The following is a 17805-nucleotide window of genomic DNA, read 5'->3' as shown; positions in this document are numbered from 1 at the left end:
CCCCGCCGTGCATGACCCTGAACAAGGGCAGGAGCGGCACCTCAATTGGCAGCACGACCGGCACAAGGGCAAAGGCTGGTGACTATGCTCCGAGTTGCACGGCGGTGAAGAGCACACCCGCGCCCGCCGAGCCTGCCATTGGATCGCGCCAGCGGCGCGTCGTGAGGCCATGGAATGACGGCATGCAAGCGGGCGCCCCGGCACCACCTAGCACGCTGCCGCGCTCTGGCGCCGTAGGGGCACGGCATGCCGCCCCCTACGAATCGCCGCTCGACGGTCGCTGGTACCCCCCACGGGCGACGCATGCGTCGCCCCTACGCCGACAGTCGTCCCTGCTGGCCAGCAATGCTCCATCGAGCCCAACAGACCAAAGGCGTGGCTGCGCAGCCTCGGGGATGCTTCGCGGCACAAGCGCGCAGGTCAAATCGCGGAAGGTTAGCGGGCAGGTCAGTTCCGGGCCGAGCGCTTGCCTTTGCTACGGCTGACCAGCTGCACCCCGCCGGACTTGGTTTGCTGCCCGGACTTTGCAGTTCCCTTCAACTGCTTGCGCACCGTCCCGGATTGCACCGCGTTCGTCGGGCTTCTGACGGCAACCTGCCGTATGCCCTTGGCCACCAAATCTGGTTTCGAGGCAACGTTTGCGGCAGCCTTTGGTTTGCAGACGAGCCGCTTGCCCTTGCGGCGGCAAACGCGCGCCGGCGCGGGGGGTAGGGCCGCGCGCTGCAATGCGAGAAGCTCAGCTGGCGTCAGGCGGGCGTACGCCTGCTGCACCAACGGGCGCGTTCCCTCAGGCACGCGAATCGTATAGCCGCCCGGCGGGACGATTCCGCGGATCAATGCCGGATTCAGCTCTTGCAATGTGGAAAGCGGGTGATCCGTCCAGCGGGCCACGGTAGCCAGCGGCATCACGTGGGCAATATGTACGAGGTCGTACTCGAGCGGCTGCGGTTGCGGGCGATCGAACCCGTACGCCTCGGGCTGCGAGGCAATCTGCAATGCCGCGAGAAATCCGGGTACATAGTCCTCAGTTTCGCGGAACAAGTAGCCCCGCTCGCTGAGCTCCCAAAAATCACTCGCATCCGACGTGCTAAGCAAGCGGCTAATCCGCCCCTCGCCCGTATTGTAGGCCGCGAGCGACAAGTGCCAGTCGCCAAACATGCCATACAAGTCCTTCAAGTAACGCGCGGCAGCACGGGTCGATTTGATCGGATCACGCCGTTCGTCCACAAAGCCGTCGATCCGCAAGCCATAGCGGCGGCCGGTGTCCGGAATGAACTGCCACAAGCCGACCGCCTTCGCAGGCGACACTGCATGCGGGCGAAAACCACTCTCCACGAGCGGGAGGTAGGCAAGCTCGGTCGGCAACCCTTCCTTGCGCAGGATCGACTCGATCCGCGGCAGGTACCGGCCGCTGCGCTCCAACGCGCGCCCGTAAAATCCCCGCAAGTCCGTTTGGTACTTACTAACGAAGTCGCTCACGCGCGGATGGTCAAACTTGAGGCCAAGGTGATCCCCGCGGTGTTTCGGCCGTTGCGGCCCCACGGTGACGCCGTATTTCGTCGCCAGATCACTATCGCTCGGCGCATCTGCTTTCTGCCACTGCCACCAATGCTTCTCCGCGTCGTTTCGTCTGATCGAGCTGCAGCCCGTAACCGCAAGCAGCGCGACGGCCACACCCAAAAACGCCGGCTTCCTCGTCAGCACCTTCAGTCCTCCCTCACACTCCTCCACAGCCCGGGGGTGGCTTGCGTGGCTCCGGGCCGTAGACTGTTTCTTCTACACGGCCCCTGGCCTCCTTCTTCCGCTTCGCCTGGATCCGGTCTCGCGGCTTCCGGCTGATCGCTCCAGGCCGAACCCTGGCGCGAGACACGCGTCAACCCAACGAGACAAGAACAGCACGGACCAGCGTCTACACTTCCGCTTCAACCGCACGTACCACTCCAACCCAAAAAGTGGCCGCCTACCTACCACGAACGGCTCAGAGCAGCAACCCAAACGGGGTCGAAAGAAACACGAAAGAACTTGGCTCTCGAAGCGCGCGGGAGATCCTTTGTGGGCCGATTCTATTGCGGCGCTGCCTTCAGCGCGGAGACTGTTTGCCCGCGAGAAAGCTGGCCCGAGCTCGCTGTTCCAAATGTGGGCGTATCCGGCGCGGCACGGTGGCCACGCCTCCCTTCGGCTCTTCAGCGACGAAACAACACTTCCCACGCCTCGCTGAGCGAGGCCACCCCCACCCGCTCCATCTCGGGAAGACCCTCGATTTGCCGCACGTTGGTTTGTGGGAGTAAGCAGCGTCGCAGCCCCAAACGCGCCGCCTCTTGCACGCGCAATTGCGCGTGCTGCACCCCGCGAATTTCTCCCGCGAGACCAACTTCGCCGAAGACAACCAGTTCAGGATCGAGCGGTTGGTCGAGGAAGCTCGACGCAAGCGCCGCCGCAATCGCCAGGTCGGCCGCCGGCTCACTGATCCGCATGCCCCCGGCCGCATTGATGAACACGTCTTGCCCGAAGAGCTGTAACCCAAGCTTCTTTTCCAGCACGGCCACGAGCATGCTGGCCCGGTTCGGGTCGAACCCCAACGTTGTACGCCGTGGATTGGCAAGCGCACTCGGCGACACCAGGGCTTGCACCTCGATCAACATCGGGCGACTTCCCTCCATGCAGGCAACCACCACAGAGCCCGCCGCTGCGCGCGGACGTTCCGCGAGAAAGTGCGCCGATGGGTTCCCGACCGGCTGCAGCCCCCGTTCCGTCATTTCAAACACACCGATCTCGTTCGTAGAGCCAAAGCGGTTCTTTACGCTGCGCAAAATGCGAAAGGCATGACTCCGGTCGCCCTCGAAGGACAGCACCGTATCCACCATGTGCTCGAGCACGCGGGGACCCGCAAAGGCGCCCTCCTTGGTCACGTGCCCCACCAATAGGGTCGGCACATACGTCTCTTTGGCGAGGCGCACAAAACGTGCAGCGCACTCTCGCACTTGGCTAATATTGCCCGGAGCCGACTCGAGCTCCGCAGCCCACATGGTTTGAATGGAGTCCACCGCCAACACCGCGGGTTTGATTCTCTTCGCCCGCTCGACGATCGCCTCGACATCCGTGGCGGTGAGCAGCATTACAGGAGTGTTCGCTAAGCCGAGTCGCTCTGCGCGCAGTTTGATTTGTTCGCGCGATTCCTCGCCAGAGACGTACAACGCCGGTTGCTCTGCGTTGCCCAAAGCGGCCAAGGCTTGCAGCACCAGCGTCGACTTGCCAATGCCGGGATCGCCACCGATCAGCACGACGGAACCTGGCACCAGACCACCGCCAAGCACGCGGTCAAACTCGTCCATACCCGTGCATTGTCGCGGGGTGGCCGCACTATCGATCGCCGCCAGTGGTACCGCAGCAGCGTCCTCTTCGACTGCTCTGCGCGCACCCTTCGAGCGCGATGGGGCGACCCATTCCTCCACGAGTGAGCTCCACGCCCCGCAATCGGGGCAACGCCCAAGCCAGCGCGGCGCGCGATAGCCGCAGCTTTGACATACATAGGAGGTCTTCGCTTGAGCCATGGGCGTGATTTCTCTGGTAGCATGGCCCTCAATTTCCGGGCAGAGCATAGACGGTAGAGAAGCTTCGGAGCCGGACCAGTGAGTGCCCGGCCGCCCGCGACCCGGATTGAGTTCAGCTTTGACTCAGCAGCGCTCCGCTAACTGCCCGCGTAGCCGCAGCACCTGCACGTGACCCCCAGGGTCACCCACAAGCAGTCGGTCGAGCTCGCCGTCACAAGCAACCACGGCAGTCGGTCTGGACGACTGACAAACCCCGCTGCTTTGCTCCCAAGCCGCGCTGCCCCAGAACCGCAACGTACCATCAACCCCGGCGGTGACCAGCGAGCCGTCGGCCCATACTGGCAGGACGTGAGTCACACCGCCCTCGTGAGCGGCAATCGACCGGCAGCATTCTCTGCTGGCAACCTCCCACATTTTGAGCTGGCCATCGCTACCGCCCGAAACCAGCAGCTCGCCACCGCGAATGAATTGCAAGGCGTGCACGGCTCCCTCGTGCGCCTGCCATCGGCAGACCATCCGCCCGGATTCCGGGTCCCACAACACCACAGTGCCGCCCAAGTCGCCGCTCGCCAAAAACTTCCCAGTATCCGTTGCGGCAAGTGCCACCACTTGCCGCTCGTGCCCTCGGAGCACCGTCACACAAGCTCGCGCTCCGGCGTCCCACAGGCGCACCGTGTGGTCATAAGACGCCGAGGCGATTCTTCCGCTCGGTAACGAGAGCAAACAAGCGACGATGCTTTCGTGCCCGGGCAGCACGCTGAGTTCGCTCGCGGCTGCTGGATCGACGAGGTAAATGCGGCGGTCGAAGCCTGCGGTCGCAATCACAGTATCGCCGGGCAACAGAGCCAGCGCCCGCAGAGGAGCTCCGGACACGTCAAGCGCAACCCCGGCCTCCGGACGAGCGAGGTCAAGGATCACCAGTTGGCCCGTGCGCGTTGCAAGCAACCAGCGATTCGTGGCGGCATCGAAGAGCGCGGCCGTTGGCTCATTGCCCAGACGGTACTCCGCATCGACACCTGCGGCCTGCAGCGATACCAAGCGCGTGCGCGGGCGCAAGGCGGTGAGCAAGTCTTGTAGGCGGGGGTCGGCGGCGCCACCATCGGCTGCAAGTCGGTTCCACTCCGCAACGCTGGTTGCCACGTCGCCCGCTCGCAGGGCTTCGTATGCCAATTCGATGCGCTCCTCCGCGGTGGGCTCCGCCGGCGGCAGGGCAGCATAATCGTAACGCGAGGAAAGGCGAGGAGTGCAGACTTCCGGACCCGGCTGCGGCAGGTTCCACAAGCGCACCGAAGCGTCCCAGCTCGCCGAGGCGAGGCAGCGGGCGGCCGCGGCGAGCGCAACGCTCGTGACCATTCCGCGGTGGCCTTGTAGCGTGCGGATGCAGCGCTGGCGGGCCAGATCCCAAACGCGCACGGTGCCGTCCCAGCTCCCCGAGACCGCCACTGTGGCATCTTCGCTCAAGCGCACCGAGGTGACGATGCCGGAGTGGCCGCGCAACACTCCCTTACATTTTCCCGTACGGGCATCCCACAAGCGTAGGGTGCGGTCCCAACTCCCGGAGGCAACCGTCTGTCCATCCGCGCTGATCGCCACCGACGAGACGAAGTGCTCGTGTCCCGCAAAGGTGCGCAGCGCTTGGCCTCGAAGGAGATCCCACAGGATGAGTTTTTGATCATCGCCCCCGGAAACCAAACGGCGGGCATCCGGCGTCATCGCCAAGGCTTTCACCGAACTACTGTGGCCTTCGAGCCGGCGCACGGGACGCTCTTTTTCCAGGTCCCAGAGGTCGACAATCGTGCCGTCAATGCCGAGGAAGTTGTCCGACCCCGCGCTGCTCACGACGGCGAAGCGGCCGTCTTGCGCAAGCGTAAGAGCAAAGACTTTTCCCGCCAGTCGCAAGCTTTTCGCGGGGCGGCCGCGTTGCAAGTCCCAGAGAATCACCGTGCCGTCTTCGCTGCCCGAGACGGCGGAGCGGCCGTCGGGGGTCATGGCCAGTGCCGTCACGTTTGCGCGATGGCCTTCAAGGCTGCGTACTGCTGTGCCCGCAAACGCATCCCATAAAAGGAGCGCATGGTCATCGCCACCCGAAAGCACCCACTTGCCATCGTTGCTCATGGCCACCGCGGATACGACTTGGCTATGTCCCACGAGTTCGCGCGCTACGGAATGCGGCGGGCGGCACCGGCGCGCGGCCCGCTCGAGCTCTGCAAGCTCCTCGTTTTCCGGAAGGGCAGCCCTAAGGTCCTGCAAGAGATCGAGGGCTTTGTCACCATCGCCGCTCTCCAAGGCCACCAGTGCCTGCAAGAAGTTCGGGAGCCAGGGTTGTTCGCGAGGCGCGCGCGCAGACGCCAATGCGCTGAGCAAAGCCTCGTCGGAGCCGTTGCCCGAACGCCAGCGTAACACGCCAAGGTTGAAGTTTGCTTCCAAATGCCTGGTGTCGGCCGCCAGTGCGGCCTCGAACGCGCACTCCGCGTCCTCGGTTTTGCCCGCAGCCAAGGCAACCATTCCCTGGTTGTTCCACCCGTCGGCATCGAACGTATTCGGGGGAAGTACGGCAAAGGGGCTCGGGCGGCGAAACAGCTCTTCGCGAAGCCGTACGAGCTGTAAGCGTACCTCCGACACTGCGCGCGGGCGTCTGAGCGGTTCCCAATCCACACACGCTTCTAAAAGTTCAGCTAGTGGCGCAGGCAATCGGCTGCCGTTCACTGCAAGCGGCTCTGCCGGTTTGCGCCGCGGCCCGCGGGTAATCTCGTAGGGCCGGCCGTGGCAAAATAGCTCGTACAGGCACACTCCGAGAGCAAAAATATCGCTCGCAATGTCACTCGGGCCGCCATCCACCCACTGCTCCGGGGCGAGGTAAGCTTCCGCTGAGCCACCGCGCTGCAAGGTGACGCCAAAATCGGTCACCCGCACGAGCCCGACCGCTGTCAGCAAGATGTTCTCGGGCTTCAGCCCACCGTGAGTCAGCGCCCGGCTGTGCGCGTACTCGAGCGCGTGGCAAAGTTGGATGGCAACGTCGAGCTGCTGCCGCAAAGTCGGTACGCTGCGAGCCGTTAGCCACTGGCGCAACGAGCCACCGTCGACGTGCTCGATCACGAACACCGGCACTTGACCAGCGTGGTGGACCGTGAAGCAGTAAGCAATGTGGGGATGGAGGCCGCACTGTGTCCACCGCATCGCCGCTTGCGCAAGAGCTGCCAAGCGCGCCGCATCCTCGCGCAACGCCTCGCCCGGAACTTTGAGAACCAGGGGGATTCCCCACAAGCGATGGCGTGCCAAGTACGCCCGCGTGGATGCGTTCGCCGCAAGCACACGTTGAATTTCGTACAAATCGAAGGCGACCTCGCCCACCTCCCACCACGTCTTCTCTTGCGGCAATGAGTGCGGAGCCGGATGTCGGTCCACTCGAGGGGCCAAAGCGGCCTGCGCGGCTGTCGTGCCGACCACCGTGGTGGTGGGCCCGATTTTTTCCGCCAGTGGCTCGGGTTGCGCCTCCGACGTTTGCGGAGCATGGCTTCGGCTGCCGAAGAGATCGCGTACGTCGGTTTGCAGCAACCGGGCAACCTTATTGGCCCCCAGGCGGGCAGCCTCCCCCACCGGCATGCGCAACGTGTCGCGCCACTTCACGACCTTACTCCTTCGAGGCCGACAGGAACCGAAAGCTCAATGGTGGTGCCGCCGCCAGGGGTGGAATGGACCTGGATGGAGCCGTTGAGCTTATGGACCGCGGTGGCCACCACGTCCATGCCGACCCCGCGCCCGGCCAAAGCATCGGCGTCGTTACGCGTGGAAAACCCAGGGCGGAACAAAAACTCTTGCAGCCGCTGCTCGTCGCACGGCGCTTCCGCCTTGAGCCAGCCGAGGGCGACGGCCTTCGCCCGTATGGCTGCATAATCCAAACCCTGCCCATCGTCGCTCACGGCCACACGCCAGCAGCTCCTTTGTTTCTCGACGATCACGCGTACGCACCCCTCCGGCCTTTTGCCTCTGCCGCGACGGACCTCGGGGGTTTCGATGCCATGAGCAACGGCATTGCGGACCAGGTGCAGCAGAACCTCGGCCAGTGTTTCGGCGAGATCCTTTGGCAAACGAAGCTCGGCACCGGCAGTTTCCAGCCGTACTTGTTTTCGCTCGTGCCGGGCGGCATCGCGCAAGGGCCGCTGCAGCCGGCGAAACAAATCATCCACGGGAACCGTGCGCAACTCCTCGACTTCCGCCTGCAAGGTTGCCGCCATAGAGGCGAAAAATTCCGCCTTTTGCTGCAATGCCTCGATCATGGCCACCAGTTCCGGGTCGAGCTGGCCTTTGGCGGCTTTCTCCCGCAACGCGAGCAAGTTCGGGCTACTCGGTTGCGGACTCGCAGCAGACGGCGTTGGCTCGTTGCCGAGCGGCAATTGGGTTTCGGCGCACGGCTCTTCGTCGTCGTCGCGAGCCGATCCCGTTTCAGGCACCGGCTCGCCCTGCAGTAAGGCAGCGATGGCGTCGTCGAGGTCGTTGATTTTCGTTGTTGTCGGCGTGCGGCCGCAGGCCTCGTCGATCATCGCTCGAATCGAGTCGCCGAGGCGTAAGAAGAAATCCACCACCGCGGGTGTGGGCAGTTCGAGCTCTCCGTCACGAAGCGCCTGCAAGAGTGCCTCACCCTGGTGCAATTGGTCGGCGGCTTCTTGTAAATCCACGGCACCCGCTGCCCCTTTCAGGGTGTGGTACTGACGAAATAGCGCGTGGAGCAAGTCAGAATCCTGCGGCGATCTCTCGAGGCGAAGCAACAACTCTTCGGCGTTGCGTAGCCCCTCATCCATCTCTTCCAAGAACGCTTGCAGGAGCTCATCCTCCTCGAGCGCAGCGGCGCTCGAGGGAGGGGGAGTGTTAAGCTCTCCGACCGCGCCCGCCTGAGACTGCGGCGCCGCCTCGAGCCACGTCTGGAACGTCGCTTCGTCCGCGCCAAACAGCTTGGCCAGCTCTTCCGGCAGGTGTGCTTCCCATTCCCTTTCCCATTCGCGCAGCCAACGGGCAGCGCCGGGTTCTTCGAGCAGGCACTCGCTTGCCCACAGGAGGTCACGCAGCGCCGTGTGGACCTGCGGCCAAGCCGCGCCGAGCAAAGCTGTGGCGGAGCTCCGGAAATGCAGCAGCGACACGGCGCGGCGGAGCTTGCGGCTGACATCTGCCGCGAATGCTTCGCTGTCCGCCGCTGGCGAGCCCGCCAACAAGCGCAGAGCTCTTTCAAGCTGTTCTAGATTAGCGGACGCCGCAGCACCGCGCACGCTAGAGAGCACAGCGAGTTGCCACGCACGATCGTTCTTCGCCGTGGAGAGTTCAGCAACAAGGTTCATGACCACAGACCGGTGTAACCCATTGGCAAAACAGGTCCAAAAGACAGCGCCCCGAAAGGCAATCATTGCGCCACCGCGGGCAGGCTCGTTGTTACGTCAAATCACCCGCGAATCGCGGGCCCACCAGCGTTGCATTCGCAACGAAGGAGCGCAGCGCTGACGGCCCCGAGAACACTGCGGGCATCGCCATCCGCTGTGCGCCCACTAACGGATGACTCGCCCGGAGGCGACGCACAAGAGGCGAGATCGGAGGGTCAGCGGCAACGGACCCGCCAGCGCAGACACCACCCTATCCACGAACTCGCTCGGGCGCAGCAGCACAAAGCGATAACCCCCTTGTTCTCACTCCGTGCTGCTTTGGAGGGTCCGACCGGTTCTACCGAGCAGGCGGTAGCCCCACGGCGTACTGGCCCGAACCTTGCGTAGGCGAGAGCGCGATTTTCGTCTCGCAAGGAGGTTGCTCATGAGGAAGCAAAATGTTGCAGGCAGTTCCTACAGGTTTCGGTCTTGGTTCGCTCCCGGCGGTCGCAGTCTTTGTTTGCTCGGCCTCGCTGGTTGCCTTCTCGGGGCGTGGTCGTCACCCGGGCATGCAGCGCTGCGGGAACCCCCGCCTCTGAATCGGGATCAAGTGCGTGCCGGCCTTGCAGATCGCGCTGAGCAGATGCGCATGCGGCAGGAGCGTCATTGGCAAAGGCGGGAGGGTGCGGGCCGCTACCAGATGAGTCCGAGCGGTCGGCCGATTCAGCGAGTGCCGCGCGAGCCGCGGCCGGTTCCACCGCCGGAGTCGCTGCCATAGCGAGTTTTTCCTGATTGGCAGTCCGCTGATTGTTCTGGGGGCGGGGCACCGCCCGAGGCGTGAGTGCGGTGCCCTCGAACTAACGCTGATTCGAGGGGTGTCCTATGAGCAGGTGGAAGCTCTTGATCGTGGTCAGTGTGTGCCTGCTGTTCGCAAAGCACGTGCGGGTGGAGGCTAGCGCAGCACACGGTGCCAAAACGGGCGATGGGTCGACGCCGTTTACCGGGCTCGCGAAAGCACCCGAGGCCAATATGTTCATCGGTGCCGCGATGACAGAGATTCCCATCGCCGTGCCGCCGGGGCGTGGGGGGATCGAACCCAAACTACGGCTCATGTACTCTAGCCAAGGTGGGCCGAGCCCCTACGGCTACGGCTGGGATTTGCCGCTGGGGCACGTGCAACGCTCGACGCGCAACGGGGCCGTGCTGTGCGGCTATGAAACCGATGAGTTCCTAGTTGTCCTTCCGGAGGCCCAAGTCGAGTGCCGGCTTTCGGGCGAGCGGTGTCTCCCCGTGGTCGAAGAATCCTTTTTAAGGATCGAGCATCGGCCGTCTTCGGACTCGTGGGTCATTTGGGACCGCAGCGGCCGGCGCTACGAGTTCGGCACCACTCCTGAAGGTCGCGAGCCCAAGCGGCCGCTCCCCAACTGCAAGACATTTCGCTGGTACCTCACTCGGGTAGAGGACCTGAACGGCAACTTTCTCACCATCGACTACGAAACCAACCTTCGGCAAGACACTGCGTATCCCAGCCTGATACGCTACACTGGCAACACGCGCACGCAGTGGCCACCAGCATTTGCTGTGCACTTCTGGTGGCGCACCACGGGGTTTCGCTGTCCGGGCGGAGAAGAGTCGGGGCGCCCTTGTGCGGACCGCGTGATTGACGCGATCGGCGGCTACCCCCGCGAGCTCGATCGCTTGCTCGACCGCGTCGAAGTTAAGTTCAACGGGCGCACGGTGCGCAGCTATGCTCTGGAGTACGAGTTCGATCTCGGGGGTTCCTGGTCGAATCGTTACGGCCGCGTGTCGTTTCTATCCGCGGTCACGCTGTTCGATGGGCGCGGCCTCGCTCTCGCTCGACGGGACGGCCGTCCGGCGAGCACGACCTTTCTTTATCGCAATCTCCACACCGGCCAGGCGGGATTCTGGGCCGCGGCGCAGGTGATTGCACGCCCACAATTCGGCACTCCCATCGCGCCTTTACAAGGCAATGGCTCCCCCTACCCAGCCGATCTTGAGGCTGACCGTAAGGCCTTGCGTCGCGTGGTGACGTGGGGACGCGAGCGGACGACATACCGCGATCTTCTCGACCTCAACGGCGACGGTTTCACCGATCTCGTCAACGTGAACACCGACTGCATGACTTGGGGACAGGATCTCACGCTGCGGCGCGCCGACTGGGACGTCTACTTTGGCAGCCCGGCCGGCTTTGCCGCGACGCCAACGGAGTGGTCGATCCGTGGCATCGTCGAGGACGAATTTGGGCCACCTGTCGGCAGCGAGTGTCCGGGCATTCGCTTCACGCGCCTCGGCGAAAGTGATGCGCGCGCCATGGCCGATGTGTTCGATATCGATGGAGACGGGTTCCCCGACTACGTCACCTCGTACGGCTGGAGTCCGTCGCAGCCCTACTGGGACGTGCACCGTGGTCGGCCGCCGGATGCCACCCATCAGCAGTGGCGCTTCGACCCACCGGTCCCGTTCCCTGCGCCCGCTGGGTACTTGCGCAGAACCGAGTCCGGCCGGAGTTTTCTCGGCTTTGAAGACGGCTCGGCGGACCTGGCCGACCTGATCGATATGAACGGCGACGGCCGGCCGGACTACGTGTCGATCGAAAACGGAGAGGTGCTCATCTGGCATAACAACGGAACGCAGTTCTCACCCACTCCCATGCGCCTCGACACACCGTGGCGGGTGTTGCGCTTCACCACACGGAACGGTTTGCAAATCGCAGCACTCGCCGACATGAACGGCGATGGCTTGGCTGATCAAGTCTTGGCGCGGGATCCACGCGTTGGGTCGAGCTACACCGGCAAGTGGTTCGTCATGATCAACACGGGGAACGACGTGGTCGGGCCACTCGAGTGGTCTTTGCCGACATCCCCTTGCGGGTGGAACGGCATCCAAATGACCCTCAACGACGGGCGGGGTGACGTGGTGCGGGATCTCCTCGATGTCAATGGCGACGGCCTGCCGGATGCCGTCGAAACGTGCAGCAGCGTGGCTCCCGGCCGGTGGCAGGTTTGGTTCAACCGCGGGGCGGGCTTTGCCGACGAGCCATTTCCTTGGCGAAGCGCGCCCGCGCAGCTCCGCAATCTCGGGGAGCAGCGCTTCGGTGGAACCACTGTTTCCTACACCTACGCAGACACATTCGACGTCGATGGCGACCACATGGTCGACTTCGCCAACGCCGCGGCCGAATTCAGCTTCCCGGGGAAAATCGCCCTGTACCACAATGGCAACGGTGCCTGGTGCCCGAGCGAAAACGGCCGCAATTGCGCGAACCAGCCCGCCGCCCTCGTTGCGCGGAATCCTTTCGGCTTGCGGCCGGACCTCATGATCCAGTCCGAAAACGGTCTCGGCAGTGTGACGCTCCTCGAGTACGAGCCCTCCACCGTTTGGGACAACACCGACAACTACGGCGTTTCTCGTCTCCCTTGGGTGCAGTGGACCGTGGCCGAGATCACGCGCACCGACGGCCTATGCGGACGTGGCTCCGGAACAGATTGCGTCATCGAAGGCAGCCACCAAATCACCACCGAACTCCACTACGCCTACGGCCGTTACGAACCGCGGGCACGAGAGTTCCGGGGATTTCGCACAGTGATGGAAGTGCAGCCCAATGGCTACCGCAAGGTTCGCTTCTTCCATCAGGACGCGGTGCGCAAGGGCAAAGTCGAGGCCAGCATGGTGCTCACACCCGACGACGAGTTGCTCGTGCACGAAACCAGCACCTGGGGTTGCTTGCGGCTCGACCCCTCATGCCATGCGAATCCCGCAACTTGCCAACCAACACCATGTCCGCACATACGACAGAGCTCCGACCGCTACTGGGTTCGCTTCGAGCAATCCCTGCGGTACGACACCACGAACTTCGTCATCCGCGCCGTCAGCGGCACAACCAATCTCGAGTGGGACGCTTACGGCAACGTCGTCCGCACCCGGCGCTTCGGCTCGCAAACCAAGCCAGTGGACACCATCACGCTTTACCACCTCTGGGATGAACCTTCCCGGTATTTGGTGGACCGTGCTCGGGAAAGTTGGACGGTGGACGACCCCCAAGGCACGCAAGCGACGTTGCAGCGCGAGTGGTACAGTTACGACGACGCGGGCAACCTCACGGAAAAATACGCGTGGGTGAACCCCGTCCCACCAGGACTCGAGTGGATGTATCGCTGGTGCCCAGGGGGCGGGCTGTGCACCAGGTCCCGCCTAACTTACACCGCGGAAGGCAACGTGCAGCGGGTGGAGGACACGTGGGGCCGACGCACCATTACCCTCTACGAGGACGTGACGCGCACTTATCCTCGACTTGTCGAAGACCCCGCCGGCCACCAGGTCGACTTCGAGTACGATCCGGCCTGTGGAGTCAAGACCGGGGAAACCACCCCGCATACACCGACTGCTCCCAACCCACCGGCGGCCCGCTGGGAGTACGACACCTTTTGTCGCCTGCGAGCGGAATTCCGGCCGGGAGATCGGCTGCCTACGGAGGGTGACCCGCGCGGGCAGCCTTACCGGCAATTTGCCCATGTTCTCGGAGCCCCAGGCTATCCCACTGCCATCGAGGCACGCACCCTCATCGACAACCGCCGCTACCTCTCTCGCTTCGAGTTGTACGACGCGCTCGGGCGCTCGGTCCAGTCGCAACGCGAGGGATACGTCGATGGCCGCCGCGTGCTCGTTGTGGAAACGACACGCGTGTATAACGAGTTAGGACTTCTGACCCGCAAGGCGGCACCGTTCACCACACGTGGGCGCGGGGGCGAACTCGTTCCGCTCAGTCCCGACACGGGTTGGACCTCTTACCAATACGACGGGCTCGGACGGGTGATCGTGACCAGACTACCGGACGGTGCGGTGACACGCCGCGACCACAGCGTGGCTTGGACAACAACGTCTTGGGATGCTTGCGCCGTTGCCCGCAATTGCGCCGGCTCCATCACCACCGAACGACGCGACGCTTATGGCCGGGTCGTCGAAAGCCGAACCGTGGCGTCGTCCGACGGGCGCTTCTTGCAAGGAACGCTGCGGACGTACGATGGCCTGGGGCGCTTGCTTACGCTGACGCAGGCCGGCGATTCGGGGCAGTGGAATTATGCCACAATGGTCATTCACGAGTACGACACCCGCGGGCTCCTCGTGCGGCGCGAGGATCCCAACTCGGGCACTTGGTCGTACGGCTACGACCCCAACGGCAAGCGCGTTTATGAAGACGATCCCACGCCCGGGCGGCACATCAGCCTTTGTTACGACGATAAGGATCGCCTGGTCGCCAAACATTACTACACTGGGGACAGTTTCGTTTGGCGTTGCGGCGAGGAGCCGGCGATTTCCTTTGGGTACGACACGTATCCGGATGTGATTGACGCTGCTGCGGTCGGAGCAGATCCGGAGGGAGCGTTCGGGCGCATCACTCGCGTCGAGGAGCGCAGTGACGACGGCGGCACTGTGATTTCCTCGTTGTACTACGACCGTGCCGGGAGGGTCGTTGCCGCTCGCACGACGATGAGCCTACCCGGCGAATCCGCAACTTCCGCACTCCTGCAACGAACCTACGACGCCGCCGGCAACATCACCAGCCTCACGTATCCCGATGGCGAGGTCGTGCGCCACCGCTACGACCGCGCGGGGCAACTGTACGCGGTGCTCGGCAATCGCGTCTACGCGCGCAAAATTACCTACGACCTCTTCGGCCGTCCGCGCGAAATCCGCTTCGGCAACGGTACGCGCGACGTTCGCACGTACGCCACCGCTACGGGGGCCTTCCGCTTGTTGGCGAGCGAAACCACCCGCGGTGCTGCGCGCTATCAAAGCCTCGCTTACCGTTCCTACACGGCCAACGGACTCGTCGGCGAAATTCTCGACCAAGGGTCGACCGCCGGAATTCCCGAGTTGGATCGCTCGGAAAGCTTCAACTACGACGGGCTCGGCCGCCTCACCTCGTGCACGCTGCCACAAAGCAACGCCACGATCACGTACCAGTACAACGCCTTGGGCAACATCACGCGGAAAGAAGGGTCGACCTTTGCGTACGACCCGTACCGACCCCACCGGGCGACCGCCATCGACACTACCGACAACCGGATTTCCTACGACGCCAACGGCAATCGCATCAGGAAGCCCGGCTACGATTTCACCTACGATGCCGACAACCGCTTGGTGCGGATCAACGGCGGCGCCGTCGAGTTTCACTACGACCACACCGGCATGCGCATCGGCGAACGACGCAGCGGAGGGTCCTGGAAGCGTTACTACTTTGGACTCATCGAGGCCGAGCCCGGGTACGCCACCAAGTTTTACTTCGCCGGCAACATCCTGCTCGCTTCACAGCGGTCCCCCAACCAGCAGCTTGCTCAAGCGGACCGTGAAGTGCCTCCTTGGACTTTGCTCGCCCGCACCGCCGCCACTGGTCAGCCCGGATTGCAACTATCGATACGCACCGACGTGGCGCAGGTTGGAGCAACTGTTCTGTTTGTCACGCTGGCGCTGTTGTGCCTTGCCCCCGGCCGCGGAGCCCGATGCTTCGGTCAACGCATCCGCCCGGCCTTCGTGATCGGATTACTTGTCGTTTGGTCGTCCGGCACCCTCCCCTGGCCGCTCTTCGTGTCCCGAGCCGAAGGCCAATCCCTTCCCTCTGAGTTTCGTTACTTCCACCTCAATCACCTCGGCTCCACGCAACTGGTGACCGACTCCAGCGGGCGCGTCGTCGTTCACGTGCGCTACCTCCCGTACGGAGGCGTGCTTGGCTACTTCGATAGCGCCGGTCGCCGTCTCCCCACCACGCGATGCGCAGCGAGCAGCCACGGCTGTCGCGAATTCACCGGCTATGAGCGCGAACCAGCGAGCGGGCTTCAGTACGCGGGCTTTCGCTTTTACGACCCTGATCTCGGCCAGTTCAGCAGCCTGGACCCCGCAATGCCGCAAGGCAGCCCGTACGCCTACGCTGCGTGGAGCCCAACCAATGCCACCGATGCCCAAGGCGCATTCCTCGAGACGATTCTGGTCATCCTTGTCGGCATTTTCCTCTCTGCGGCGATCAACGCCATGTCGGCCGCAGCCCAGGGGTTGCCGCTGTCTAAAATCGGCCAGGCTGCCCTGGCGGGCGCAATCACCGGGGCAGTTGCGATCGGACTGGGCATCGTTGCCGGCGGCGTTGCCCTCGCAACCAGTGCGCTTGCCGGAAATATCAAGTTGACCAGTGTGGCGCAGGCCGTAGATGGCCTCGCCAAGGTCGGCGCTCGCGCCGCCTTCAGCACGGTGATCTCGAAGGCCACGGAGAAGGTTGCCGAAGGGGCCGGATTGTCCGACGAGTGGGTGTACGGCTTGAGCACCCTGGCCGGTTACGGCGCGACCTATATGTTCGATCAAATGATAGGAGCCGGGCTGCCGAGCGACAGTTCGGCGCCTGCCAAGCCAGGCTTCCAACTGGCGAGCAACACCTCCACGCATAACGGAATTACTTACGACGCTGCATTGGAGGCCGGCTATCCCGCTCACTTGGCCGAGCGCATCACCGCTGCTAACCAAGAGCAGGACGCCGTCGGCCAGGGCTTTTTCAAGCAGCTCGGCCGCATGCTGAACAACGAGGATCACTTCGACCTCGCCGCGAAGCGCGCAGAAGCGTTTCACCTGGACAAGCTCGCCCGCGGCGGCAACAAGGTATACCACCTCGGCGCTGCCTCGCATTACTTGCAAGATCGCTACGCCTTTGGCCACATGCTGGTCGGCACTCACCTGTTCTCGGGACCGCTGGGATCGCCGGTGCGTGTGCTCATCCACCAAACGGTCGGTGGCGAAGTGACGCTGCACAACGCCTCGAGCGCGCGTACCCTGGAACTCTTCCAGAAGTACTGCCCGACCTGCAACGCCACCTAAGCAGGGTTCCGGTCACGTCCACCATCGCGAGCGGAGCGAAGCACTCATGGCTCGTCATCTCTCGCCTTCCAGGCTCAACATCCAAGCAGCGGGGACTGGTGGTACCCCGCTCCCCGCTGCTTCGGCCCCTCTCCGCTTCCCAGGGTTCGTCCACCCAAGATGGACAACCGGCCACGGCCCTGCCGGCTCCGGCGCTCCACTCAGGGCACACTCCGCCAAGCAATCCCAGCCCTGCGCCCCTCATGCCTCGCGACTCATCGTCATCCGCAACACGAGGCACGACCCGTTTAGTGAACCGCACCGAAGTGCCGCACAACCTTGACTTTCTCTTTTGGCAAAGAGTCGATGCACAGGAGGTTGACCATGATTGTTCGAACGGCAGCAGTCATCAGACTCATCCTCTTCGCGCTCTCCGCGGTGATGCGTGCCGGTGCGTTGCTCGTCACGGTTCCCCCCCGCTTCGGGTGCGCGCGGAGGGGCGGTCGATGTGCTCGTCGTCGTGAGCAACAGCGAAAATCGGGCCGTCGGGCTGCAGGTGGACTTGAGCATTCCCCAAGATGTCCTGTCCTTCGCTGGTTGCACCATCGACCCTACGCTCGCAGCCCTCGGTTTCACGCTCACTGCTGGCCAGAGCCCGTGGAATCCCGGCAAGATGCGGCACGTTTTTCTACCGTCGCCGGAGGCATTTGCAGCGGGAGTACATTTGCCAGATGGTCCTGTGGCGAGCTGTTCGGGGTCGATTTACTCCACAGCAACACCTGGCTACACGGTTCCGCTCGCGCTTTCGAATGCAATGGCCGCAGATGCCACGGCAAGCGCGCTTGCAGTGAGCGTCGAAACCGGCTCACTCACGGTGGCCCGCCCCAGTCCACCTCCTGGTGGCCCGGTTTGCGCGCTTCTCCCGCCCGGCCGAACTGCGGGCTTCGCGGCCCTGTTGTTCTTCGGCGCTGCTCCCCTCACGGTGTGGCGACGATTTCGGCCGAGAAGGTGGAGGCCGTACGACAATTCACCATTGCTCGGGTTCCTCG

At 63.8% G+C, this 17805-nt stretch carries 6 protein-coding genes; 2 read left to right on the top strand and 4 right to left on the bottom strand.

The features are described from left to right. Positions 1-447: 447 nt before the first annotated feature. From N3C12_00920 to N3C12_00905, 4 genes are all read right to left on the bottom strand, one after another. Complete coding sequence (locus N3C12_00920) at positions 448-1704, bottom strand: transglycosylase SLT domain-containing protein (protein MCX8071000.1); 1257 nt, start codon at positions 1702-1704, stop codon at positions 448-450. Positions 1705-2183: 479 nt separating this feature from the next. Then, a complete protein-coding gene (gene radA, locus N3C12_00915; GenBank protein MCX8070999.1) occupies positions 2184-3551 on the bottom strand; it encodes a DNA repair protein RadA in 1368 nt (455 codons plus the stop codon). A 123-nt stretch (positions 3552-3674) separates the two neighbouring features. Next, positions 3675-7178: a protein kinase gene (locus N3C12_00910; protein MCX8070998.1), complete on the bottom strand. Its 3504-nt coding sequence runs from the start codon at positions 7176-7178 to the stop codon at positions 3675-3677. Beyond that, positions 7175-8947, bottom strand: coding sequence for an ATP-binding protein (locus tag N3C12_00905; protein MCX8070997.1), 1773 nt, complete (start codon positions 8945-8947; stop codon positions 7175-7177). Before N3C12_00905 ends, N3C12_00910 begins: the two co-directional genes overlap by 4 nt. Before the next feature lie 397 nt (positions 8948-9344). Here N3C12_00905 and N3C12_00900 point away from each other — a divergent pair, with 397 nt between their 5' ends. Beyond that, entirely contained in the window at positions 9345-9677 is a 333-nt protein-coding gene (locus N3C12_00900) for a hypothetical protein (protein ID MCX8070996.1), read from the top strand. Between the two features lie 104 nt (positions 9678-9781). Next, positions 9782-16777 (top strand): FG-GAP-like repeat-containing protein, encoded by a 6996-nt coding sequence (locus N3C12_00895; protein MCX8070995.1) that lies wholly within the window; start codon positions 9782-9784, stop codon positions 16775-16777. Positions 16778-17805 lie beyond the last annotated feature (1028 nt).

It is taken from the genome of Candidatus Binatia bacterium (assembly GCA_026415395.1).
In the GTDB taxonomy this organism is placed as follows: domain Bacteria; phylum Desulfobacterota; class Binatia; order HRBIN30; family HRBIN30; genus HRBIN30.
The sequence above is the reverse complement of the archived record's forward strand: the minus strand, read 5'-3'. Positions and strand labels throughout refer to the sequence as shown.